Annotated in this window: 23 protein-coding genes and 1 tRNA gene; 10 read left to right on the forward strand and 14 right to left on the reverse strand. The window is 37.4% G+C overall.

Annotated features, from left to right (window positions below; all coding sequences use genetic code 11):
* Window positions 1-22 precede the first annotated feature (22 nt).
* Both FVQ77_02860 and FVQ77_02865 read left to right on the forward strand, forming a co-directional pair.
* Complete coding sequence (locus FVQ77_02860; protein MBW8049283.1) at window positions 23-253, forward strand: hypothetical protein; 231 nt, start codon at window positions 23-25, stop codon at window positions 251-253.
* Window positions 244-552, forward strand: a complete 309-nt coding sequence (locus FVQ77_02865) for a type II toxin-antitoxin system RelE/ParE family toxin (GenBank protein ID MBW8049284.1) — start codon at window positions 244-246, stop codon at window positions 550-552. Before FVQ77_02860 ends, FVQ77_02865 begins: the two co-directional genes overlap by 10 nt.
* A 58-nt stretch (window positions 553-610) precedes the next feature.
* Here the strand turns inward: FVQ77_02865 and ftcD are convergent, their stop codons facing one another.
* Both ftcD and FVQ77_02875 read right to left on the reverse strand, forming a co-directional pair.
* Window positions 611-2302 (reverse strand): glutamate formimidoyltransferase, encoded by a 1692-nt coding sequence (gene ftcD, locus FVQ77_02870; protein MBW8049285.1) that lies wholly within the window; start codon window positions 2300-2302, stop codon window positions 611-613.
* Between the two features lie 140 nt (window positions 2303-2442).
* Window positions 2443-3702 (reverse strand): imidazolonepropionase, encoded by a 1260-nt coding sequence (locus FVQ77_02875; protein ID MBW8049286.1) that lies wholly within the window; start codon window positions 3700-3702, stop codon window positions 2443-2445.
* Window positions 3703-4253: 551 nt separating this feature from the next.
* Between FVQ77_02875 and FVQ77_02880 the strand changes: the two genes are divergently transcribed.
* The 3 genes from FVQ77_02880 to FVQ77_02890 all read left to right on the forward strand — a co-directional run bounded on the left by FVQ77_02880 (window position 4254) and on the right by FVQ77_02890 (window position 5573).
* On the forward strand, window positions 4254-4562 hold the full coding sequence (locus FVQ77_02880; protein ID MBW8049287.1) for a hypothetical protein: 309 nt from the start codon (window positions 4254-4256) through the stop codon (window positions 4560-4562).
* Between the two features lie 373 nt (window positions 4563-4935).
* Window positions 4936-5181: a hypothetical protein gene (locus FVQ77_02885; GenBank protein ID MBW8049288.1), complete on the forward strand. Its 246-nt coding sequence runs from the start codon at window positions 4936-4938 to the stop codon at window positions 5179-5181.
* Window positions 5178-5573 carry a hypothetical protein gene (locus tag FVQ77_02890; protein ID MBW8049289.1) on the forward strand — a complete coding sequence of 132 codons (396 nt, stop codon included), beginning with the start codon at window positions 5178-5180 and terminating at the stop codon, window positions 5571-5573. Before FVQ77_02885 ends, FVQ77_02890 begins: the two co-directional genes overlap by 4 nt.
* A 177-nt stretch (window positions 5574-5750) precedes the next feature.
* On the opposite strand, the gene FVQ77_02895 is transcribed toward FVQ77_02890, so the two are convergent.
* Together FVQ77_02895 and FVQ77_02900 are read right to left on the reverse strand one after the other, a co-directional pair.
* Window positions 5751-6287 (reverse strand): dCTP deaminase, encoded by a 537-nt coding sequence (locus FVQ77_02895; protein MBW8049290.1) that lies wholly within the window; start codon window positions 6285-6287, stop codon window positions 5751-5753.
* A complete protein-coding gene (locus FVQ77_02900) occupies window positions 6287-6514 on the reverse strand; it encodes a hypothetical protein (GenBank protein ID MBW8049291.1) in 228 nt (75 codons plus the stop codon). Before FVQ77_02900 ends, FVQ77_02895 begins: the two co-directional genes overlap by 1 nt.
* A gap of 29 nt (window positions 6515-6543) precedes the next feature.
* On the opposite strand from FVQ77_02900, the gene FVQ77_02905 reads away from it, so the two are divergent.
* Window positions 6544-7464, forward strand: coding sequence for a hypothetical protein (locus FVQ77_02905; protein ID MBW8049292.1), 921 nt, complete (start codon window positions 6544-6546; stop codon window positions 7462-7464).
* Window positions 7465-7718: 254 nt separating this feature from the next.
* On the opposite strand, the gene FVQ77_02910 is transcribed toward FVQ77_02905, so the two are convergent.
* Window positions 7719-7790 (reverse strand) — tRNA-Glu (locus FVQ77_02910).
* Between the two features lie 172 nt (window positions 7791-7962).
* Between FVQ77_02910 and gap the strand changes: the two genes are divergently transcribed.
* The gene (gene gap, locus FVQ77_02915) at window positions 7963-8946 is read left to right on the forward strand and encodes a type I glyceraldehyde-3-phosphate dehydrogenase (GenBank protein MBW8049293.1); all 984 of its coding nucleotides are present in this window, start codon (window positions 7963-7965) and stop codon (window positions 8944-8946) included.
* 57 nt (window positions 8947-9003) lie between these two features.
* Here the strand turns inward: gap and FVQ77_02920 are convergent, their stop codons facing one another.
* The 4 genes from FVQ77_02920 to FVQ77_02935 form a co-directional block, all read right to left on the reverse strand.
* Complete coding sequence (locus FVQ77_02920) at window positions 9004-9207, reverse strand: hypothetical protein (GenBank protein ID MBW8049294.1); 204 nt, start codon at window positions 9205-9207, stop codon at window positions 9004-9006.
* 36 nt (window positions 9208-9243) lie between these two features.
* Window positions 9244-10218 (reverse strand): hypothetical protein, encoded by a 975-nt coding sequence (locus FVQ77_02925; GenBank protein MBW8049295.1) that lies wholly within the window; start codon window positions 10216-10218, stop codon window positions 9244-9246.
* Window positions 10219-10268: 50 nt separating this feature from the next.
* A complete protein-coding gene (locus tag FVQ77_02930) occupies window positions 10269-11204 on the reverse strand; it encodes a hypothetical protein (protein ID MBW8049296.1) in 936 nt (311 codons plus the stop codon).
* A gap of 241 nt (window positions 11205-11445) precedes the next feature.
* Complete coding sequence (locus tag FVQ77_02935) at window positions 11446-12609, reverse strand: CHASE2 domain-containing protein (GenBank protein MBW8049297.1); 1164 nt, start codon at window positions 12607-12609, stop codon at window positions 11446-11448.
* Between the two features lie 134 nt (window positions 12610-12743).
* On the opposite strand from FVQ77_02935, the gene meaB reads away from it, so the two are divergent.
* Window positions 12744-13754, forward strand: a complete 1011-nt coding sequence (meaB, locus tag FVQ77_02940; protein ID MBW8049298.1) for a methylmalonyl Co-A mutase-associated GTPase MeaB — start codon at window positions 12744-12746, stop codon at window positions 13752-13754.
* A gap of 32 nt (window positions 13755-13786) precedes the next feature.
* On the opposite strand, the gene FVQ77_02945 is transcribed toward meaB, so the two are convergent.
* The 3 genes from FVQ77_02945 to rpsO form a co-directional block, all read right to left on the reverse strand.
* A complete protein-coding gene (locus FVQ77_02945; GenBank protein ID MBW8049299.1) occupies window positions 13787-14650 on the reverse strand; it encodes an RNA polymerase sigma factor RpoD/SigA in 864 nt (287 codons plus the stop codon).
* A 260-nt stretch (window positions 14651-14910) separates the two neighbouring features.
* Window positions 14911-17055 carry a polyribonucleotide nucleotidyltransferase gene (pnp, locus tag FVQ77_02950; protein MBW8049300.1) on the reverse strand — a complete coding sequence of 715 codons (2145 nt, stop codon included), beginning with the start codon at window positions 17053-17055 and terminating at the stop codon, window positions 14911-14913.
* A 158-nt stretch (window positions 17056-17213) separates the two neighbouring features.
* A complete protein-coding gene (gene rpsO, locus FVQ77_02955; protein ID MBW8049301.1) occupies window positions 17214-17489 on the reverse strand; it encodes a 30S ribosomal protein S15 in 276 nt (91 codons plus the stop codon).
* 475 nt (window positions 17490-17964) lie between these two features.
* Between rpsO and priA the strand changes: the two genes are divergently transcribed.
* On the forward strand, window positions 17965-20586 hold the full coding sequence (priA, locus tag FVQ77_02960; protein ID MBW8049302.1) for a primosomal protein N': 2622 nt from the start codon (window positions 17965-17967) through the stop codon (window positions 20584-20586).
* Window positions 20587-20850: 264 nt separating this feature from the next.
* On the opposite strand, the gene FVQ77_02965 is transcribed toward priA, so the two are convergent.
* Window positions 20851-21489, reverse strand: coding sequence for a hypothetical protein (locus FVQ77_02965; GenBank protein ID MBW8049303.1), 639 nt, complete (start codon window positions 21487-21489; stop codon window positions 20851-20853).
* 329 nt (window positions 21490-21818) lie between these two features.
* On the opposite strand from FVQ77_02965, the gene FVQ77_02970 reads away from it, so the two are divergent.
* Window positions 21819-22562: a hypothetical protein gene (locus tag FVQ77_02970; protein ID MBW8049304.1), complete on the forward strand. Its 744-nt coding sequence runs from the start codon at window positions 21819-21821 to the stop codon at window positions 22560-22562.
* A gap of 253 nt (window positions 22563-22815) precedes the next feature.
* On the opposite strand, the gene FVQ77_02975 is transcribed toward FVQ77_02970, so the two are convergent.
* Complete coding sequence (locus FVQ77_02975; protein ID MBW8049305.1) at window positions 22816-25005, reverse strand: glutamine synthetase type III; 2190 nt, start codon at window positions 25003-25005, stop codon at window positions 22816-22818.
* Window positions 25006-25247 lie beyond the last annotated feature (242 nt).

The following is a 25247-nucleotide window of genomic DNA, read 5'->3' on the forward strand; positions in this document are numbered from 1 at the left end:
TCTTAATATTACAGAATAAATTATGGATATAAAAGCTGAAAAAATAGAGTTAATTGGATTATTATTAAATACAGAAAATTTCTCCATTTTATCTAAAATAAAAAAAATTTTTGAGCTGGAGAAAGAGGATGACTTTTGTAATAACTTAACAGACGTACAAATAGCTTCAATAGAGCGAGGATTGTCTCAAATTGAACAAGGTAAAGTAATATCACATAAAGAAGTAAGGAAGATTTACGAGAAATGGCTTTAGAAGTAATATGGTCGTTGGAAGCAGAATGGAACCTACGGAACATTATTAATTATTTAACAGAAGAATGGACTGAAAAAGAGATCAGGAATTTTGCAGTAAGATTAGAGAAAAAATTAAGCATACTTGTAGAAAATCCAAGACTTTGTAGAAAATCAGAAAGGTTAAAAGGAACTCGTGAATGTTTTTTAGGGAAATATAATACGCTGTTTTACACTCACGATAATAAGAATTTGAATATAATAACTATTTGGGATAACAGGCAGGATCCGGAGAAGTTAAAAAATATTTTCATTAATTAATTTTCTATTCTGTTGTTAAGGTAAATTGTTTCATATAACAATTCAGCAATTTAACCCTTCAACCACTTGATTTTATCTTCTCCTCCACCACCTCCAAAATCTCATCTTCCAGCTTCTTGGTTTTCTCTACAATTTCGCCCCCCTTTTTCAATTTATCTTCCGCAAAAGCTTTGTCAGCCAAACCCGCAGCATTGATCTTTACATTCAAATAAGCTCCCATGACTGCACTTCGTGCACAAAGGGCCCCTACCCCGGCATCTGAAACTGAATTAGGGTTGCCTGTCTCTGCCATCGCCTTAATTACTTCCATAGAATTAAGTGCCAATTGCATCACTTTAAAAGGTACCTCTATGGCATCTTTGGTTGCATTCTGAATAGCAATGTCACGCGCTTTTTTTTCTTTATCCGAAGACTTTGGCAATACAAAAGCATCCATTATTTTGTTAAAGGCATGGGTATCTTCATCTACCATTTTCAATAATTCATCCTTAATCTTTTGCCCTTTGGCTGCCCAGTCAGAAAATTCTTCCCACCTTTCATCCCAGCCCCTTTTGTGTGAAGAAAGGTTGGCAACCATGGTAGCAAGGGAAATACCCAATACACCGGCATACGCTGCGATAGAGCCTCCACCGGGAGCCGGAGATTCGGAAGCTGTCTCATCGGCAAATGCCCTTAAATTCATCTTTACTAAAGGGCTGCTGTTTTCATTTTCTATCATATATTCAATGATCTTTTTGCGAGGATCAAAAGGTTTCAGATCATCCAGGCCCAAAGATTTTACTGCGATTTTAATGAGCTCTTCTTCTGAAACGCCAATTGACCGTTTTTGTTTTTTCAAAAAATACTTACCGGCATCAAGCATTGCTTTTAGCGGTACAAGGCCAACCAATTCTGAACCTGTAACACGTATGCCTCTCTCATTTGCTTTTTTGCAAACCTCATCAAATGCAACGTGGATAGGTGTAATACTGATATTGGTAAGATTCATGGAGATCTGTGCTATTCCGTACTCTTCAATGTACCAGCCAATGCCTTTTACACACTTTAATGAGCCGGGTATTCTTACAGGATTTCCGTCTTTGTCTTTTTTAATTTCTCCCGTAACAGGATTACCTGTCCGCACTATACGGCCTTGTTCACGCACATCAAATACGATGGCGTTTGCCCTGCGAACCGAGGTAGTATTAAGGTTTATATTATAGGCAACCAAAAAATCACGGGCGCTAATAGCCGTAGCGCCTGACCGGGCATTAAATTTTGCAGGCCCAAAGTCAGGTTTCCATTTAGGATCCCGAAGCTTTTTAGCAAGTCCTTCATATTCACCGGCACGCACAGTAGCAAGATTCTTACGCTCCGGTTTCAGCGCTGCTGATTCATAAAGATAGATTGGTATGCCCAACTCCTTCCCTACCCTTTCTCCCAACTTGCGGGCATATTTCACAGTCTCTTCCATAGAAATATTGGAAATAGGAACCATTGGACATACATCGGTAGCCCCGAAACGCGGATGCTCGCCCTTGTGCTTTGACATATCTATCAGCTCACTTGCTTTTTTTATGGCAAGTAAAGCAGCTTCAATAACAGGATCAGGTTCTCCAACAATAGTAACTACCGTGCGGTTTGTTGCCAGCCCCGGATCAACATCAAGCAAGCGCACTCCATCAACAGATTCGATCTGATCTGTGATCTGTTTGATCACATTGAGGTCTCTTCCTTCAGAGAAATTTGGGACGCATTCTATAAGTTGCATTTATATTTAGGATTTTTTTTGCCACTAAAACTCAAAATCTCTAAATTCCACTAAATTATTCTAAAAAAACTTTTTGTGGCAAAATTACGATTTACGATTAAAGTAGATTAAAAGTTTTTAATTTTAATTAAATTACTCTATTATGTTCTTATTTCTCCATCAACTATCACCGTCTCAATCAAACTACTCCCAAAAGCATAAGGCAAAAAAGCATAAGAAGGCATTTCCCTTGTAATAAATACATTGGCTGCCTTGCCTTTTGCTATACTTCCATGCGATTTTTCAAGACCCAAAGCATACGCTCCATTGATGGTTGCTGCATTTATGGCTTCCTCCGGTGTCATTTTTAACTTGATACAAGCCAGCGATAAAATAAAAGGCATATTCCCCGAAGGTGAACTGCCGGGATTATAATCCGAAGCTAATGCAACAGGCAGTCCTGCATCGATCATTTTACGTGCAGGAGGATAGTTTAATCCCAGGAAAAAGGCTGTCCCGGGCAATAAGGTGGGCATCGTTTCAGAGTTTAGCAATAGTTCTATTTCCTCATCACCTGTATATTCAAGGTGGTCAACGCTCAAGGCATTATGAGCTACACCGCACTGAATACCACCTGAATAATCCAATTCATTGGCATGTATTTTCGGCTTTAGACCATATTTGAGCCCTTGTTCTAAAATACGGTCAGTTTCCTCAGGGGTGAAAAAACCCCGATCGCAAAAAACATCGCAATAATCTGCCAGTTTTTCTTCAGCCACTTTTGGGATCATTTTTTCAACGATCAAGTCAATATAGTCTTTTCTATCAGAATAAGATATTGGAATTGCATGAGCGCCCAGAAAGGTGGCTTTGATAGTAACGGGGCTCGTCTCTTTAAGTCTTTTGATCACCCGCAACATCTTTATTTCATCTTCCAGCGTTAAACCATAGCCGCTTTTGATCTCAACAGCTCCTGTACCCAAGCTCATGATTTCATTCACCCTTATTAAAGCACTTTCAAAAAGTTCATCTTCAGAAGTTTTCTGTAGTCTTTTTGCAGAATTAAGTATTCCCCCACCCTTTCTGGCTATTTCTTCGTAAGACAACCCATTGATCCTGTCTACAAATTCATCTTCTCTGCTTGTTGCATAAACAAGATGGGTATGAGAATCTACAAAACAAGGAAAGACAAACTTACCGGCCGCATCAATTACAATTTTGGATTTCGGATTTCGTCCCGAGTACTCGGGATCGGATTTTAAGTCATCCATCTTACCAAAATCTTCTATCTTATTATCTTTGATTACCAAATAAGCATTCTCAATGACATTAAGTTTTTTCATATCAGCGCCACCCAACCAGCTTACCGGCTTGTCTTCTACCTGGACTAAACCCTTTATATTTTTAATTAATAGATTCAATTTATTATATAGGTAAGTTTTGCGTAATTGGTGCACACACTTTGGTTACTGAACGTATGAAAATACCTGATTATTCACTGGTATTAGGCGCTCCTGCAAAAGTAGTAAAAAAATTAAGTCTGGAGCAAATTAAAAAGTTTAAAAAAAATGCGGAAGCGTATGTGCAATTAGGCAAAAAATACCTAAAATGTTGATATTTTCAAATGCTATATTTTAATCTAAGGGGATTATGTCAAAAAATGGACTTATATTCGTCCAAAAAACATAATCCCCAAATAAAAAGCCCTTTAGATAATATTTAAACTTGCGTTTTTTGTATAGCAAATAATAATATGATACAAAAAACGCATAAAATAGATTTGGCTATCAAGTAATTAATGTTTAGTATTGCTTGTATTTACAAGTTGGCGCACATGCAAAAAATGACGACAGACACGAACATTAAACTGGGCAATGTAACTAGACAATGCGAGTACCTCAAAACAAAAGGGGACGAAATCGCAAGGACTTCGAGTTGGGTTTTATGGTCTTGGGACAAGAGTGATTACTTTATGAAACTGCGGGACTACTGTAAATTTCACAAAGAAATAAAGGACTTTCTGACAACTCATTACACTGATAACGACCTAATATTAGTAAGAGTAAAACAGTTGCCAGACATTGACTTCAAGGACTACTCAGGAGAACAAATGGGCTGGAGAACTGCGGTGACAGGAATACTGCTTTACATTTTCTTCCCATTAGCATACCTGTGGATGTATAGAGCAATCCGTTACATTAACAGGACAAGACAACAAATTTATCAAGCTGGTGGACTTTATTCGTCCATTGCTTTTTTACTTAAAGCACAGACAAATTGAAAAAAGAAAATAAAAGCACGATGCGCCAACAAAGTGCAAAAAATACAGGACTGACAGTGGTTTCCGTGAGTTCGTTGCTCTTTTGCAGCTTCGTTCTCGGTGGACAGGCACGTAGTTTTTAAGCCCTGCGATTTTTGCACAGACCGTCAGACTGTCTAAAAACTATCAAAAATTGTTAATTTGGCATTAAGGAGAAATAATAACTCATTGAAAACAAACAACATACAATTAATTAGTTTTGTAAAATAGTCGTAATTCACAGTTTTTAGACGGACTGCCGTTGTGTGTAATGCAACCAACGACCGTACGAAATTCACAGACTTATAAGACTTATACATTTTTTTTGTAAATTTGCGGTCTAAACATAGCGACAATGGACAATACATATATAAGTTTTGACGAACTCAAAAAATTGTACCCTGACGAATGGGTACTTTTGGGAAATCCTGAAATGAAAAACACATCAGTTTTAGGTGGAGTAGTTTTATATCATAGCAAAGACAAAAAAGAAGTTTGCTATATCGGCAGAGATAAAACGGCAGACTTCTCAACTGTTACAATTGCTTTCACAGGCGACCTTAAACTACATCGGAATATCGGAATATTGAGAAGAATATGAAAATTTTCACCTTCGACCTTCAGACAGAAGAAGACGTTATTATCCTAAACGCATCTATTGAAGGAAAGTACAAATTTAGACTTGCTCTTGACACAGCAGCAACACATACAACTATTGACAGTAACGTTTTATATTTTTCGGGTTACGAAATGGAAAATAGCAAAGGAGAACAAGAAATTGAAACATCAAATGGAATTATTGTTGTTGAAACTTATGACATTGATCGGTTAGAATGTTTAGGAATTACCATGACTAATTTTGAAGTTCAAGTTTATGATTTTTTAGCTCACGGCATCACTTCTGACTATGACGGTGTAATTGGGCTAAACTTTTTAAGAGAACACAAATTCTGCATTGACATTGCAAAAGGTGAGATAAGCGTTGACACATGACCAGCGTGACGAAAATGCACTACACACAACACGGGGCTTGCGTAAGCGGGGTTAACGAGCAATTTGAAAGTTTGTGCAAGTAATTATCTTTGCAGCGGGGGATAAGTAAGTGGTTTCAAAACCCCGCCTACGCAAGCCCCGAAACCGTTATGTTAATATTAAATACCCAACACCCGTCTACCACTTATTCTTCCACATCATAGATTCAACCGGTTTATCAGAACGTTGTGCATATTTGGCGCTAAGTTTTTTGTTGTAATAATTCCGGATATCTCCTGAGACTTCAAAGTAGATCAACTGTCCGATGGGCATACGAGCATAGATCCGTACTGGCTGCTTAACAGATATTTCCAGCGTCCAGGTGTTGCAAAAACCGACATCACCTTTCCCGGCAGTGGCATGTATATCTATGCCTAATCGTCCAATACTTGATTTTCCTTCAAGGAAAGGTACATGAGCATGTGTCTCAGTGTACTCACAAGTCACACCTAAATACAACATATCAGGTTTTAAAACAAAACCCTTAGCTGGTATCTCAAAAATTTCTATCTTGTTATGTTTTCGCACGTCAAGTTCTTTATTACTGTATATGGCAAGGTATTTACTTAAATGTACGTCATAGGAATTGGTACCGAGACATTCAATATCAAAGGGTTCTATGACAATTGTACCTTTTTTAATTTCCTGGAGAATTTTTTTGTCTGAAAGGATCATTATATGTAAGATGTTTGACCCCGACTTTGTCGGGGCAGGTGGAAGATGGAGATTGCGTCAGTCAGTAAGGAGTTACTTTGTTTTTTTCCCATTTTCCATTTCCCCTGCCTGCACTGGAGCTCCCGCCTGCCATAAGCCTTTAGCCTGTCCGCCCGCCTGCCAATTGGCGGGCAGGCCAGACAGGCGGGCGGGCAGGCATTTTCCATTTTTTCAGTGCCTTTGTGCAAATTTTTTATAACTTTGCAAAAATAAGAAAATGACAGATAATAAACGAGAAAAAAGACGGATCATTAAAATCCAGTTGCTAATTGGGTTTATTGTTATACTGGTTGCAATTATTGCAATAGAGTTCTTCCTGAAGCAAACGGAAGTCAAAAAACTCAAGTATTCCCATAAAATAAAAATGGAACAAGTGCATGCGCAGCTTGATTCTATTCAGCATGAACTGGTACTGAGGTATGACGAGGTAGCTCAATTAGGCGGTGATACAGCCGAATTAAGAATGATCATCAATCAAATTGAACAAGATAAAGCTAACCTTGAGATAAGAGTAAAAAATGCTACAGCAAGATACACGAGAATGGAAGGCAAAGTTAATGCCTATAAAAAACTACTGCTTAAAAAAGATGAAGAGCTTGCAAAGCTTAGAACAGACAATGAGAAACTTTTCAAAATAAATATTGGGCTAAAAACGACAATCATTGAACAAGGTGATAGCATTAGAGTCATACAGAAAGATAAAGACAAATTAGAAGTAAAAGTTGCCATTGCTTCTGAACTGAAAATTAAGAATATAAAATATTCATACATTAACAAAAAAGGCAAAGAGGTTGTTGTAAAAGATGGCAAACCCTTCAAATCAAGTGCAGTTGACAAAATAAAAATATCTTTTCACCTTCCTGCGAATAAAGTATCCCGCAAAGGCGGAAAAGATATAATGCTTAGAGTGATTGAACCGGAAGGTTCTGTAGTTCTTGCCGGCTCCCCCAGTTCAAGCAGATTTGAATGTGAAGGAAAAGAATTGTTATTCACCTCCAAAAAAACCATCCTATATGACAATAAGGAAAAAAATGTAGCTTTTCTATATCATCAAAACAGCTATAAGACCGGCAAACATATCACTGAATTATATGCAGATGGAAGACAGATTGGGAAGGGGGCATTTTATATAAAATAAGGGCATCTCTAAAAACTACATATTTTTTAAAACACACCCCTTGCCCCTCTTGATAGAGGGGAATGTATGGTGTAGTTTTTAGAGATGCCCATAAGTCTGATCAAAGATTTAATTGAGAAAATTTGTTCAAGTATTAAGTAATAATTAAGTCGGTCAATAGCTTTCCTCAAATTAAATTCTTGATCCCAAAATTCAATTGAAACAAAAAAAGAATATAAATCGTTGTGAATCAGTTGCTTATTATATAATATATGTAGCCCGTAGGGGAATCGAACCCCTGTTTCCAGGATGAAAACCTGATGTCCTAACCACTAGACGAACGGGCCTTTTAATTGAAAATTGTTAATTGAAAAATGAAAATTTCAAAATGATGCTGCAAAATTAGTAAGAAAATCATAATTTTGAAAATATTTTCCCCTTAAAATTGTTTTTACATTTTCCTCATTGTACATTCGCACCAAAACCTGTAAGAACCTGGATTAACTCAAATGCTAAAACATGAAAATCACAATCAACGGTTTTGGCCGTATCGGCAGACTCACATTCAGAGCCTTGCTTACAAAAGATACTGTAGAAATTGTAGCTATCAATGACCTGACCGACACAGCTACGTTGGCTCATCTTTTAAAATATGATTCGCTGCATGGTAAATTTGGCGGCACAGTTAACTATGACCAAAATAATATCATCGTAAACGGACAGTCAATCAGGGTTTATTCAGAAAAGGAACCTAAAAATCTTCCCTGGAGAAAACTTCAGGTTGATGTGGTACTGGAATCTACCGGCAGGTTTACTGATGAGGCAGGAGCAGGTGGGCATCTTAAAGCGGGTGCAAAAAAGGTGGTCATCTCTGCACCGGCAAAAGGAAATATACCTACCATTGTTTTAGGTGTTAACGACAATACCCTTACAGGAAACGAAACGATCCTCTCCAATGCGTCATGCACTACCAATTGCCTCGCCCCCATGGCTAAAGTTTTGGATGATAACTTTGGCATTGAAAGGGGCTATATGACAACTGTACATGCCTATACCGCTGACCAAAACCTTCACGATGCTCCACACAAAGACCTGCGCAGAGCCAGGGCAGCAGCATATTCTATCGTGCCAACTACTACGGGCGCTGCTAAAGCGGTTGGTTTGGTGCTTCCGCATTTGAAAGGTAAATTAGATGGCCTGGCTATGAGAGTACCTGTTCCGGACGGTTCATTAACCGACCTGGTTTGTATCCTCAAAAAAGAAACAACAGCAGAAGAAATAAATGCAGCAATGAAAAAAGCATCCCAGGGAGCGTTGAAAGGTATCATTGAATATACGGAAGACCCTATCGTTTCAGCAGATATTATCGGTAACACGCATTCCTGCATTTTTGACGCAAAATTAACTTCTTGTAAGGGCAATTTAGTGAAGGTGATCGGATGGTATGACAATGAGATGGGTTATTCTTGCAGGACTGCTGATCTGATAGCCAAATTCGGATGATAATAAATACTGACTAAAATAAATTCTTTACAAATATAAAATTGTAAACTTCTAATTTCATTCTTCTCCTCCCTTTAGTTTTTTTAATTGGTCCTTTTTTATCTTAATATCATAATGTAGACTGATAATTTTATAAATACCCCCTATAATGACAATTATAGCACCAAAAAAAACTACCCAGGGATTTATGTTCTCTATTGTTGCAAATAGAATTAATGCTCCTATAATAATAATAAAATCTGTATCAAAGAAATTACTCATAGCATTAATTTTTATCTAATATGCAAAAACAATCAATCATTTTTTAATATCATACCTAAAATAGTACCCCAAACCTAATCTATCCAAAAAGTTCTTATAAGCCATTTTATAGGCATTCACATCGGGCGCAATTTTTATAGCTTCCTCGTAAGAATTTATCGCATCGAGAAATAAGGAATTTTGTTCATAGAAAGAAGCCATGATAATATTATTGATGGCTGTTTCTTCTACCAACTCACCCTTTAATGCATTAAATGCATCTTCAACCAACAATATTTTATCTTTGGCAAGGTGACTTATAGCAAAATCATGTGATCTAACCTTAGGGTTTTCTTTGGCATAAACACTCCAGAAATAAACGCCTTCATCTTTCAGGTTCAATTTGTTCATATCTACAATTAGCATGGTGGCCGTTGTTTCCTTAGTCAAAACAGGTTCTTCATATCTGTTCATAATATTAACTACATAAGTGTTAACCCCCTTACTACTAAGCCATCTGAACGTTACAGAAGAATTATTGATCACATCACTTTTATTAGGTGAAAGCACGCTGATGGTATAGGACCCTACTTTTCTTTCTACTGCACCCGTTACCGCCATATAATTTTGATGATCTTTGCTCAGATTCTTATCATCTGATTTAGCAAATTCTCCAAATACATAATCAGCATATTTGTGTGTTAATCCACCATTAGATGAAGTTAAACCGCTTGCCAGTTTCTTTACATTGTACGTTCCAGGTTTTTTTACCTCAATTGTCTTACCACTTTTATGGATAAGACCGACATAACCGTTTTCTGAAACTTTTAAAGTTGCAGTTTCATACAACAGTTCCCCAATAGATATGGCTTTCCAACTTCCTTTTTCCTGGATCGAAATATTACCCTGGGTAGCCAGTACTTTAAATAGTTCACCTGATCCTGTGAAAGATTTGTAATTTTGGCTTTTTCCATAAACTATTGTTATGGACAATGCCAATAAAACCGGTAATAAAATTTTTCTTGTTTTCATGATTAATAAGTGTTTTAAATTTTAAAAGTACCATATTTACAATTAATATTTTATTCGAACTTATAATATTCCCCCAAGCCTATCCTGTTTAAAAACATACTGTAAGCCAGTTTATATTCATAAACTTCAGGTTCCAGCTTAATAGCTTCTTCATAAGCGCTTATTGCATCAAGAAACAACTTATTTTGCTCATAGAAAGAAGCCATAATTATTTTATTAATTGCTGTTTCCTGTTTTAGCTCTCTTTTTAATGTGCGTAAAGTATTTTCAAGCGAAGAAGCTTTTTCATTATTTATATGGTTCAACGCGTATTGACCGGACTTAATTTTAGGATTCTCTTTAACAGAAACAGTTAAAATATGAAGATGTTCTTCGGTGCCCAAATTGTTTAAATCTATCTTTAATACAGTACCTGATGTTACCTGTGAAAATACCGTTTCTTCAAACCTGTTGGTGATTTTCACAACGTAAGCTTTTGCATTTTCCGTTCCAATCCACCTTAAAGTAATTGTAGAATTTAATACCTCGGTTTCATTTGGAGCAAGTAATTTAATTGCGGCAGCTCCTGTTGATCTTTCCACTGCCCCGGTTACAGCCATGTATTTGTAATGGCCTTTATTCAAATCTTTATCATCCGATTTAGCCAACTCACCTACTACATAGCTGGCATATTTATGGGCAAGCCCGCTGTTAGTCGTGGTTAGTTTTTCTGCTAATTGATTAACATTATATGCCCCTGGCTTTTTTAGCTCAATAGTACTGCCCTTGGTATGGATAAGGCCTACATAGCTGTTTTCACCAAGTTTGAGCTTATCTCCCTCATGCACCTTATTAGAGGTATAGACAGGCGACCACTTATTATTACAGAATATCGTAACATCACCCCTTGATGCTAACACTCTGAAAATATCTTTTTGATCTTGCGCATATACCGCAACGAAAACAAAAGATACTATAACCGGAAGTAAAATTTTGATCGTTTTCATAATGGTTAAAAATTTTATTGATTAAATCGTAAAATTAGAACATTAAAAAATAAAATGCAAATAAATTTAATTATTTTTTTTCTGTAAATAATACAAAAAATACTTTTTTTTAGAACCTTATTACGTTTTTTTTAGAATAATGTTTCTTAATGAATATAGATAATTAAACTCAGCCTCACCTGGGTGTGACTACAAAGATACAAATATTACATTTCAATATAACAAATTTTACAGGTATTTTTTATAAAAACTTTCTTTTTACACTGATTGCTATGTTTTTAAACACACTATAATAAACTTCAAGCAAATTACTCATAAGCAAAAACACAACGATTAAAAACGTTACGTTAACTTTAATTGCAAGGTAATAAAATAGAAATAAAGAACAAAAAAAGATTACAACTGTTTCAATTATTCCTATCAAAAAAGTTATTCCATCATACCATTTCCTGTGAATTTTATATATATATGAGAAAAATGCAACGTTAAAAAAACATAAAATTATTGATAATATCATACTCAATGTATCTTTTTTTTCTATAAAATCACCATTTAGTATCATTGAAACAATGTTTGCATGAATAACTACTCCATACATATCAGGATATGACCTGCCAACAAATTCAGGATTTAGTGGCGTAAACAACTTATCATGCCATGATGTATCACTAAAATTCTTTCCCATGAAGCCCATTAATACTATTTTATCCTTTACAAAAGACAGGTCTTGATTCGTATCAAATATTTGTAACACGTCTAATTTGTAAAATTCCTTATTGCCTCTGTAGTTGATTACTTCAAGGGCATTTTCTCTTGAAAGAAGTTTGTCAACTGCCTTGGGGTTATATTTTTGTGCTATTTTTACAGCAAAATGCAACTCACTCCTATCCTTCAAATTTTGTATTGGTCTAAACACTCTGGATGTTTCCAATCTATGGGGCACTAAATTTGCAAATCCAGTTGTTGCATACTGGCTAAACTTACTATGAGATGTTTCCAGGGTATCCCAATAACCAGTCTCGTCATTATAATTCCAAACTTTACTTACTAATACCAGGTTTTCAGCCTCAGAAAACGCATCCTGCAAAGGAGCATCTACCTCAAATTCTTTTTCATTTCTAAAAAAAGCATCGATTGCAATTACTTTTGGCTTATATTGATTGATAATTTTAATCTGTTCAGCAATTCCCTGCCTTGGTATTAGTCCCATATTTACGATCACTATATTTGTATCACCCGGTAATTCCCTGAATTTTGAAAATGCTATATCTGTAATATCTAAATTTTCAAAAGTAGCTTCTATAGGTTCTAAAAACTCAGGCAATTTAATAAACGAAACCAAATATAAACATGCAATGATGAATACGGTAGCAAATAAATTATCAAGATTGAATATACTTTTCATCTTAAGTTATGTAGTGAATATAAATTGAAGACAAATCCGATGCTAATATACTAATTAACTGTTTTTAACCATTCTTTAGTATTCATTCGTATATTGGTATCGGAATATGATCATCAGGTTTAACTGATTTAAAAATGAAATCCAAAATTAAAGATAAACTTTCAATTAAGCAATTTGCAAAAGAAATTATTTCAGGTAACAGGATTATCCTTAGCAAAGCTATTACATTAGTTGAAAGTTCCCTGCCTGCTGATAACGAATCAGCCCAAAAAATTATGGGGGAAATTATGCCATATACCGGCAGATCTATCCGCGTAGGAATTACCGGAGTGCCCGGAGTAGGTAAAAGTACGTTTATTGAAGCATTAGGTAAATATATAACTTCACTTAATAAGAAATTAGCCGTATTAGCGCTTGATCCCAGCAGCAAGCATTCTAAAGGCAGCATTCTTGGAGACAAGACCAGGATGGAGGAGCTTTCAAATGATCCGCTGGCGTATATAAGGCCTTCACCCACAAAAGGTTCGTTGGGTGGAGTAAGCGCACATTCCAGGGAAACGATGCTGTTGTGTGAAGCAGCCGGTTTTGAAGTGATCTTCATAGAAACCGTTGGCGTGGGGCAATCGGAAACAACTGTACATGGCATGGTAGATTTTTTTTTACTGCTCATGCTAGCTGGAGCCGGAGATGAATTGCAGGGAATCAAAAAAGGTATTATGGAGATGGCTGATGCAATGGTGATAACCAAAGCCGATGGTAATAATGTTAAGAAAGCTGAATTAGCAAAAAAAGAATATCAAAATGCATTACATCTATACCCGCTCACAACATCAGGTTGGGTACCCCCCGTGACTACCTGCTCCGCCATAAACAACAAGGGTATCAAAGAAATATGGGAGTTAATTATCAAACATCATGAAACAATGAAAGCAAATGGCTATTTCGATAAAAACCGGCAGCAACAGAACCTTGCGTGGATGCATGAAACCGTTCTACAACATCTGCAAAACAGTTTCTATTCTAACAAAAAAATTAAAAAAACACTCATTTCTCTTGAAAATCAGGTGATAGACGGTAAGATGCCTGCTATTAATGCAGCATTGAAGCTTCTGGAAGCATATAAAAAATTGACAGTTGACAATTGACCCCGAGTGCTCGGGGTCAACTGTCAACTTTTTTAACCCAGGTATGGCTTTAATGTTTTACTGCGTGAGGTATGCCTTAATCTTCTGATTGCTTTTTCTTTAATCTGCCTGACTCTTTCTCTTGTTAGATTAAACTCCTCGCCAATCTCTTCCAGGCTCGATGCAGGATGGCCATTCAAACCATAATACAACGTAACTACATCTGCCTCACGTTTTGTTAAGGTTGATAAAGCCCGTTGTACTTCCTTACATAAAGAATCATTGATCAAGCTGGTATCGGGAGGTCCGGTAGTGTTATTTTCGAGAATATCAAGCAGGCTGTTTTCTTCACCCGTAACAAAAGGAGCATCCATCGATACGTGCCTGCCCGCATTCTTCATAGTATCAACTACTTCAGAAGTTTTTACTTCCATTACTTCAGCAAGCTCTTCGGGAGAGGGTTCCCTTTTAAACTTTTGCTCTAATGCTGAGAATGTTTTAGATATTTTATTTAAAGACCCTACCCTGTTCAAAGGTAACCTGACAATCCTGGATTGCTCTGCCAATGCCTGAAGGATTGACTGCCTTATCCACCAAACAGCATAAGAAATAAATTTAAATCCTCGTGTCTCATCAAATCGCTGGCCGGCTTTTATCAAGCCAAGATTGCCTTCATTGATCAGGTCACCAAGGGTAAGTCCTTGGTTCTGATATTGCTTTGCTACCGATACCACAAAACGAAGATTGGATTTCGTTAATTTTTCAAGGGCATATTGGTCCCCCTCTTTGATCTTTTTAGCCAAAATAACCTCTTCATCCGGAGTCAACAGATCTACTTTTCCAATTTCCTGTAGATATTTGTCTAATGACTGACTCTCCCTGTTGGTAATCTGTTTGCTTATCTTGAGTTGTCTCACAATATATGGTTAATTAGTGTCTGTCTATAATGCCAAAAATATTCGTTAATGAAAATCCAAAGTTTCAACATTAAGCCGGCAGTTGGCAGTCGGCAGTCGGCAAATTTGCTGACTACCGACTGTGGACTGCCGACTTTTTAATCAACTTACTTGTCTGCGACAGACAGGCGAAGTATTATGTTCCTAATATTATACACTATGCTACAAACGGAATAAACAAAAAAAAGTTCAATAAAGTTCTATTATTTTCCAGATGAAAGCTATTCTCTACTCGCCTCACTGGTTTCTGGTCTTGGCAGCAAAACTTTTCTTGACAACTTTAATTTACCTGATCTTTTATCAATATCAACTAACTTTACTTTCAGTTCTTCACCTACCTGCAGCACATCATCCATAGATTCGAGTCGTTCCCATTTGATCTCTGAAATATGTAACAAACCATCTTTACCTGGCAATATTTCAACGAAAGCGCCATAAGGCATCACAGATTTCACCTTGCCATCATACACTTCTCCTACTTCAGGCAGAGTAACTATTGCTTTAACCATCGCAACAGCCTTATCAAGGGCGTCTACATCAACCGCAAAAATATTTATTAACCCAATACTATCCACTTCATCAATAGTAACTGTAGCTCCGGTCTCTTTTTGAATTCCCTGTACCACTTTTCCTCCCGGGCCTATCACTGCACCTATAAGCTCTTTATCAATCCTTATTGTATGATATCTCGGTACATGCGGTTTTAGCTCTTTACTGGTTTCAGAAATGGTTTTATTCATTTCATCAAGTATGTGCAATCTTCCTGCTTTAGCTTGCAGTAAAGCTTTTTCTAAAATTTCGTAAGAAAGGCCTCCAACCTTAATATCCATCTGGCAAGCTGTAATACCGTTGGATGTACCGGCAACTTTAAAATCCATATCTCCCAGATGATCTTCGTCTCCCAGGATATCAGATAGAACAGCATATTTACCAGTTGCAGTATCTGTAATCAGCCCCATTGCAATCCCCGAGACAGCCTCTTTGATCTTAATGCCTGCATCCATTAACGCGAGCGAGCCGGCACATACCGTTGCCATAGAAGAAGACCCATTAGATTCCAGAATATCAGAAACGATACGGATAGTATAGGGGTTATCCTCATTTGGCGGCAGCACTTTTTGCAATGCTCTGAGAGCAAGATTGCCATGGCCGATCTCCCTCCTGCCAGGCCCCCTGTTTGGCCTGACTTCCCCAACAGAAAAAGATGGAAAATTATAATGAAGCATAAACTTGCTAAACCCTTTTTCCATAGCGCTGTCAGTCATTTTCTCGTCTAATTTTGTACCCAGCGTAACTGAGGTTAAAGATTGCGTCTCACCTCTGGTAAATATTGATGAACCGTGTGCAGCCGGTAAATAATTAATCTCACTCCAAATAGGCCTGACCTCATCCGTCTTACGTCCATCCAGCCTAACCCCATCTTTCAGAATAGCATCCCTGGCTGCCTTTTTTTCTATTTCATGAAAATATTTGCTGATCAGGGAAATGTCTTCTTCGTGATCTTCAGGCAGACCATCAATATATTCCTCTTTAATCGCTTTAAAAGCGACTGATCTTTCCTGCTTATTATTTATAGCGGATTTAGCAACCTTATAAACTTTGTCGTACAACTGCGCTTCAAGTTTTTCTTTTAATTCAGGATCATTTGTTTCAAGTACATATTCACGTTTTTTGGTTTTACCAGCCATTTCAGACAATTCGATCTGTGCCTTACATTGAACTTTAATAGCTTCATGAGCTGCTTTTAGCGTTTCCAACAGGTCAGCTTCCTGAACCTCATCCGATGCGCCCTCTACCATTACAATATTTTCTATTGTTCCGCCAACGATCAACTCTATATCTGCCTTTTCTATTTCAGCTGGTGTAGGGTTGATCAAAAAATTACCATCCACCCGGCATACCCTGACTTCGGATACAGGATTTTTGAATGGAATATCCGATACCGCTATAGCAGAAGATGCAGCTAAGGTAGCTAAAGCATCTGGCAAAATTTCTTTCCCTGCAGATATTAAAAAGATATTTACCTGGGTTTCGCAATGGTAATCATCAGGAAACATTGGACGTAAGACCCGGTCAACAAGCCTGCAAACAAGGATCTCTAAGTCTGACAATCTGCCCTCTCTTTTTAGAAAGCCACCAGGAATACGCCCTGCTGAGGCAAATTTTTCCTGGTAATCAACAGAAAGGGGCATAAAATCTATGCCTTCTTTTACTTCTTTATTTGCACAAACAGTAGCAAGCAACATCGTTTGACCCATGCGTACTATTACAGATCCATCTGCCTGCTTTGCTAATTTTCCACTTTCAAGTGTGATCTCCCTTCCGTCAGGTAATTCAATGGTTTTGGAAATTGGTTTTGGTAACATTATTTTAGTTATTAGTTTGTTAGTTTTTAGTTATGGTTATTTAGTTGTTGGTTTTAGTTTTTTAGTTTGCTTCATTATCTAAATGCGAATTTTAACAAAATAGCAGAGCGCAGGGCGGAAAAGGGCTCCAACGTGGGAAACGCTATGCGCCATGCGCCTTATTTCCTGATCTTCAATTCACCAATAATCGCTTTGTACCTTTCTATATCTTTTTTCTGAAGATAATTTAAGAACTTTTTTCTTTTTCCTACTAATTTTAATAAACCCAATCTTGTGGATTTGTCTTTCTTATTTTTTTTCAGATGCTCAGTGAGATATTCTATTCTGTGCGAAAAAAGGGCGACCTGGGCTTCAGGAGAACCCGTATCAGTTTCTGATTTGGTAAAACTAAACTTCTTAAAAAGTTCCTGTTTTTTTTTACTTGTTAGATACATTTAAACTAAGTATTCATGTGTTAACGTTGCGAGCCGAAGGCGTGGCAATCCCTGTATTTGGAAGAGATTGCTTCACTGCGCCCGCAACATTAACATTATTTTTACTTTTTACTTTTTACTTTTTACTTTTTACTTTTTTTATTGTTTCAAACGGGATCGCAAATGTAGGGATATTTTTATTTATAACAAAAAAAGTAAGAAAATAATAAATTTGGTGTAACGAAAATAAAGATTGATACATTTTATTGGATTCAAATTTCATCTATATAACTTAATTTTATTATTTTTGAAGAAATTTTATACACCAACTTTTTTTCATTTGACTTTAAATGGTGGTAATAGCGGTGGCAGCAGGTTGTAAATAGGGAATTAGGGAATAAAGGAACCTTCGTTTACACAAATGTTCACAATTTAAAACAAATAAGTATAAAGATATAGATACAGATGCAGATTTTAAGGACGAAATTCCTTTCTAATGAAATTCGTAAACGTAATCCTCCCCCTCCCTCTTCCCAAACCATATACGTATAAAGTCCCGTCAGAATTAGATTCTCTGGTTAAAATTGGCTCAAGGGTAATTGTTCAGTTCGGCAAAAAAAGGATACTTACCGCTGTTATCGTTCATATCCATGAAAATCCACCGCAGGAATATGAAGCAAAATATCTTATGGAATTGTTGGATGATGAGCCAAGCTTTAATTCCCACCAGTTTGAGCTTTTTAACTGGATTGCAGAATATTATATGTGCACTATTGGGGAAGTGCTCAACGCTGCATTGCCTTCGGGATTAAAATTATCCAGCGAGTCAAAGATCCAATTACATCCCCTGCATAGTGTAGAGACGCCCCACGGTAGAGACGTCCAAATTGGGCGTCTCTACCGTGGGGCGTCTCTACACTACACACCTGATGAAGAAAAGATCATTTCAGCGCTAAAAAAATATGAAACTATTCCCTATAACGAAGTATCAAAACTATTGGATAAAAAAAACATTAACCCTCTCATCAAATCACTGATAGCTAAAGGAGCCATCATCATTTTTGAAGAAGTAGCAGAAAAATACAAGCCTAAATTCGTCAACAAAATTCGTCTCAACCAAAAATACGTCAAATCTAAAAAGGAACTGGAAAATTTGTTCAATGAACTGGAAAAAAAACCTCAGCAATTAGATGTTCTTTTAAAATATCTCCAACATATCCCTCTACAAGATAATCTCCAACTGAACAATGAGGGACTAGACAAAAATAATTTGACAAAATCTTCAGGGGTTCAAAATTTTGGTAGAGACGCCCAATTTGGTCGTCTCTACCAAAATTTTGAACCCCTGAAAAACAACCCAGAACCCAGCACCCAGACCCCAGTATCCCTCTCTGCACTCAATACCCTTATAAAAAACAAAATATTTGAGCAGTTCGAAATCATTGTTTCCAGATTTGAAGACACTCATGGATCCGCAGAAAAGGCCAGTTCCGAAATAATTCTTACTGATCATCAGCAAAAAGCAAGAGACAGCATATTAAAACAATTAGATGAAAAAGAAATTGTCTTACTCCACGGCATCACCGGCAGCGGCAAGACAGAGATCTATATTGACCTGATCCAAAAGGCATTGGAGAGCGGTTCGCAAGTGCTGTACCTGCTTCCCGAAATTGCACTAACCACTCAAATAGTCAGCCGATTGAGAAAAGTCTTTGGTAAGAGCATGGGTGTTTATCACTCCAGGTTCTCGGATAATGAGCGCGTGGAAGTATGGCAGGGTGTGATTTCAGGTAAATTTTCATTTGTAGTTGGTGTTCGCTCATCCATTTTCTTACCCTTTGACAACCTCGGCCTTATCATCGTAGATGAAGAACATGACAGCTCTTACAAACAACACGATCCTGCACCAAGGTACAATGCGAAGGATACTGCCCTGATGCTTGCCCGTCTTCATAAGTGCAAAATTTTATTAGGGTCAGCTACACCTTCTGTTGAATCTTATTTTCAAAGCAAGGAAGGAAAATACGGATTAGTCGACTTAAAAATACGTTATGGAGTTGCTCAACTGCCTGAAATTATATTAGTGGATATAAGAGCATTGTTCCAGGCAAAGGGCAAGAACCTTTTTTTCTCTAAAGATATATTAGATGGACTAAAAAAATCCATCAATAACCATGAACAAGCTATTTTATTTCAAAACAGGAGGGGCTACGCACCCTACATTACTTGTAATGATTGTGCCTGGATAAAAAAATGCAGCCAATGTTCCGTAAGCCTGACCTACCACATGCACACCAATGAGCTAAGATGCCATTATTGCGGATATAAAGAACGGACGCCACAAAGCTGCCCGGCCTGCGGTTCTGCAAAAGTCATAACAATGCGCTATGGAACCGAACAAATTGAAGAAGAGCTTAAGCTATTACTCCCGGATGCTAACATCCAACGAATGGACTCTGACACAACCAGGAAAAAATACAGCTATCAAAATATCATTGACGATTTTGAATCACGCAAAACAGACATCCTGATTGGTACACAGATGGTGACCAAGGGCCTGGACTTTGACAACGTAAGACTAGTGGGAATTTTTGATATAGACCGTATGATACATTTCCCCGATTTCCGCTCGCAGGAGAGAACTTTTCAGATGCTTACGCAGGTGAGCGGCCGTTCGGGAAGAAGAGATGTACAGGGAAAAGTTATCATCCAGACATCAAATCCTAACCAGCCGGTCTTTGAAAAGATCATTCATAATGATTATTGCGGCTTATTTGAAAATGAGCTCCCGGAAAGAAAAAAATATAATTACCCGCCTTTCTCAAGGTTGATCAAAATTTCAGTAAAACACAAAGACCGGGATATTGCCGGGTTTACTGCCCAATTTTTAGCACAGAAACTCAACGGGAACTTAGGCCAATCCAGGGTTCTCGGCCCGGAATCACCGCTCATAGATAAGATCCGGAACCTGTTTATCAAAGATATTATTATAAAATTGGAAAAGGGGAAAATAAACTTAGAAAAGGCAAAAGCGCTTATCAGTGATGCTGTCCGGCAAACGCAGAAAGTAAAGGAATTTAAGAATCCGTATATTGTGGTTGATGTGGATCCGGTTTAGATGGAAATTTATTTTATCACTAATCAGTTACTTTCCAAAACGTGCTTTTTAGACACAATTATTTATTAATTTCTTTATTCATAACTGAGTCCACTCTAATAAGTCCAAAAAATAAAAATGCCACCAAAACACTAAATCCCACAAAATACTGAAAATCAATTAGTTAATTTTTGGTGGAATTTAGTGTTTTAGTGATTTTGTGGCAAAAATGACTTATTAGAGTGGACTCACTTCTTAAAATCTAAACCACCTTTCAGCTTACTATCAAACAAAGCCATCGCTACCCAAATCCAATAATAAAATAAGCAGGACCAGGAGTAGAACCATAATCGATAAAATAATTTCCACCGCAGCAATTCTTAAAACTGCTCTTGCCAGGCCTCTGCTTTTCCATCTGTCGGGGTGTTTTTTTATTTGATGCAGCCCAATTGCGGAGAAAATTACTCCTAAAAGCCACAGCGGGAAAAGAATATGCCCAAGCACAAAACAGATAAATCCGAGAAGCGCCATTCCGTTTAGTTTGCTTCCATCACTGTGCAGTGTGGCAGGCGTGATTTCTTTTTTCCCAAAAGGTTCAATAGTATATTCATCCTGGTCTTCTACAGCAGTAGTTTTTTCGTTATCAACTGCCCACAGATAAATTTTTTCTTTTTCCAGAGCCGGCTGATCGCCTACCGATGCAGTAATTGTTTCACCTGCGAATGTTTCCGTTGCTGCAATTTCAGCTTCAGTTTCCTTTATTTTATTGCTTCCGCCTGCTGCTTGCTGTTCACCGGAATGATGCCCTCTTTTTTTCCATTCCACATGATAGCCGGAAAAGTAAATCCGCTTTTCCATATTGCACGAAGCCAGCAGACAGCTAATGCTTAGCGCTGTGAATGAAAATAATTTTAGGTGCTTCATTGTTTATAGTTTATTGTTTATTTATTTACCTTTATTTTTAATTAAATAATAGATCTTTAATATTATATAAACCGCAGTTCCTAACAAAATTAGAAACCCTAAATAGGGGTTTATTGCATTGAGCTTCTCCATAGATGCCAGTACAATAATCGCTAAAATTATATCTAAAGTTGATTCCATAATTGTCATCTTTCACCACGTTGTACAGGATGAAAGCATTTTAAGTTTGGGAAAAATTAATGCTTTTTATATTAGCAAACAAATTTAATAAATAAGTTTCTACAAAAATATGAATTTAATATTATTTTAACAACTTTTACAAAAAAATCATGAAAGACGCAATAACACAACAAAAGCCAGATAATAATAAAAGCGACTATTACCGAAGCGTAGTCATCGTTGAATCAATCGTTATTGTCGGTTATTTTGTCCTGGAAGATATATTATTGATTGTAACCTACCAGGAGTTATTGGATCTTCAATTCTTGATCAAATACATCAACCTGATCCATCTGGCGCTTGCAGGCGGCTATGCATTTGTATTATGCATATTGATAAAAAATCACAGTGAAAATAAGGCCCTGATCATTTTTGTTTTCGCCACGCTTTCAGTGCTTTTTTTAATAGCTGTCATGGCCGAAAATCCGTTTTACAAATTTGTTGATGATAACCGGCCTTTTTATTACATTATACAAACCGCACTGATCATTATTGAGGGAATTGTTTTGGCTTATGCGGTTTTGGATATTTTTAAAAAAGGAGAAATTACCACGAACCATATATGGGGCGCTGCCTGTATTTACCTGACCTTTGGTATTTCTTTCGGAAGCATTTATCAATTCGTTCACCTCATACAACCCGCCTGTTTTGGTGTATATATCCCCTCCGGATTCGGAAGCTGGCTTGAGTGTATCTATTACAGCTTTAATGTATTGTGCGGGCTTGAACCTGCCTATGCTGATGTATCCCACCTGGTAAGAAACCTTGCGGTAATAGAAGCGATCGGAGGTAACCTGTATCTTGTATTATTGATCGGAAGGATTTTGGGGATGCCGGGGGTGGTGGAGAAGTAATTGACAGTTGGCATTACTCACATATTTACGAACCAAAAAAAATTACGCTTTTAGAAGAATTACCTTATGAAATTAGAAATAAACTAAAAAAAGTTTATATTGAAATAATAAAATCATTATCTTTGTAAAATAAAAATAATGTTATTGAATGTTACTATTATTTGCGTTGGTGTATTGATTGTTGGTATTTTTGCCTTTATAATTTCTTACAGGGAAGACCATCCTAAAAAGGCTTAAAATAAATAATAAAAGTCTATCTCAAAAACAGCATCTCCTTGTACTTCACCAAAGGCCAATGCTCATCATCTACAACCATCTCCAGCTTATCTGCATGATAGCGGATGGTTTCAAAATAACTGACAACCTTATCACAATACGCTATCGCTCTTTTCCGGGTATCTACTGTTTTATTGGCTTTCTTTCTGGCATTGATCATCGCTTCAACGTTGGTCTTGATCGCATAAATATGCTCAGAGATCTTTTTGAGAATATCTAAAGTAGCTGTGCGATGGCTGCCATTGACACCAACCTCCTTTAAGCCTTTTACATTGGTGATCAGCTTATTCTGATAGCTTATAGCAGTCGGAATAATTTGGTTGAACACCATGTCACCCATTATTCTTGATTCTATCTGAACCTTCCTGATGTAATTTTCCAGCCTTATTTCATGGCGTGCCTCCAGCTCATGTTCTCCGAATATATCAAATTTTCCGAACAGTTTCTTAGCCTTTTCAGAAACATAAGCATCAAGCGCCCTGGGTGTAGATTTAATGTTAGGCAAACCTCTCATCTCTGCTTCTTTGATCCATTCTTCCGCATAATTATTTCCCTCAAATCGTATCTTTTTAGAGGCTTTAATACAATCTCTCAATACATTGATAATGGCTATCTCTCTCTTAGTACCCTTTGAAATTTGCTTATCTACCTGACCTTGGAATTCTATAAGCTGGTTGGCAACGATGGTATTTAAAACCAGCATAGGAGCTGCATTGTTGGCAGAAGCGCCAACAGCCCTGAACTCAAACTTGTTGCCGGTAAATGCAAAAGGGGAAGTCCTGTTCCTGTCGGTATTGTCTAATAAAATTTCCGGGATCTTATTAATACCAAGCTTTAAATATACATTGTCTCCTTTATCAATTTTGACCTTGGCGTTCTTTTCAAGCTCATCCAATACTGCCGTTAATTGTGAACCAATAAATACTGAAATAATAGCCGGGGGCGCTTCATTGGCTCCTAGCCGGTAATCATTGCCTGCCGAAGCAACGGAGGCTCTTAACAGGTCAGCATAATCGTAAATGGCTTTGATGGTATTGACAAAGAAAACAAGAAACCGGAGGTTATCTTTAGGCTTCCTACCCGGATCAAGGAGGTTTATGCCTGTATTGGTTATCATTGACCAGTTGTTATGCTTACCGCTTCCATTGATGCCTGCAAATGGTTTTTCATGCAGCAACACCTTAAAATTATGACGCTCGGCAACTTTGTCCATTAGGTCCATCAGCATCTGGTTGTGATCAACAGCTAAATTGGCTTCTTCAAAGGATGGCGCACATTCAAACTGGCTGGGAGCAACTTCATTATGACGCGTTCTTACAGGAATACCAAGCTTGAGCGCTTCGATCTCAAAATCTACCATATAAGCATGCACCCTGGAAGGAATTGACCCAAAATAATGATCTTCCAACTGCTGGTCTTTGGCAGAACTACGGCCCAAAACAGTTCGTCCTGTCAGCATCAGGTCCGGACGGGCGTTGTACAAGGCTTTGTCAATCAGGAAGTATTCCTGTTCGGGTCCCAGGGTCGCTACTACCTTATTCACATTCCGGTCAAAATATTGACAAATACTCGTAGCTGCCTGATCCAATACGGTTAAGGATTTGAGCATGGGTGTTTTATAATCCAGCGCTTCACCGGTATAAGAAACAAAAATTGTTGGAATACATAAGGTTTTGCAATCATTTTTCTCTAAGATGAAAGCCGGAGATGTGGGATCCCATGCTGTATAGCCTCTTGCTTCAAAAGTATTGCGAATGCCTCCACTGGGAAATGAAGAAGCATCCGGCTCTTGTTGTACCAGCTCCTTTCCAGCAAATTTTTCCATTGGTTTTGGCAATCCGTTTAGTTCATAAAAGGCATCATGCTTTTCTGCCGTTGCCCCTGTCAGGGGTTGAAACCAATGGGTATAATGGGTAACCCCTTTTGAGATCGCCCATGACATCATTACAGAAGCTACCTCATCAGCAACTTCCCGGTCTATCCTTTTTCCATGCCCAATCGCAGCTTCAACACGCCTGAAGATTGATGAAGAAAGCCTGGTACGCATGGCTTCGGCATTAAATACATTTGACCCCAGGTAATCAGATATCCTCTCTGACGGGGCCTTTACTGCTACAGGTTTCCTGCTGCCTGCAGCTTCGAGCGCTTTGAATCGTAATACTGACATTTGTTTAAAGTTTATAGTTTAAAATGTAAATTGTAAAACACAGAGCGCATGGCCCCGGGTACCCGGGGCTATACGAGAAATTTTTGGGGCAAATATATGAAAAAATATTATATGCAAGAAAATTAGGTTAAATTTTAATAGGTAAGTAGGAAATTTTATGCTTTTTTGTAAGAAAGCACCCTATTTTAGTGGGGTATTTTGAAAAATGTAGATAAAATACGGGAAACTATATTGAAACTTTA

Source organism: Cytophagales bacterium (assembly GCA_019456305.1).
Classification (GTDB): domain Bacteria; phylum Bacteroidota; class Bacteroidia; order Cytophagales; family VRUD01; genus VRUD01.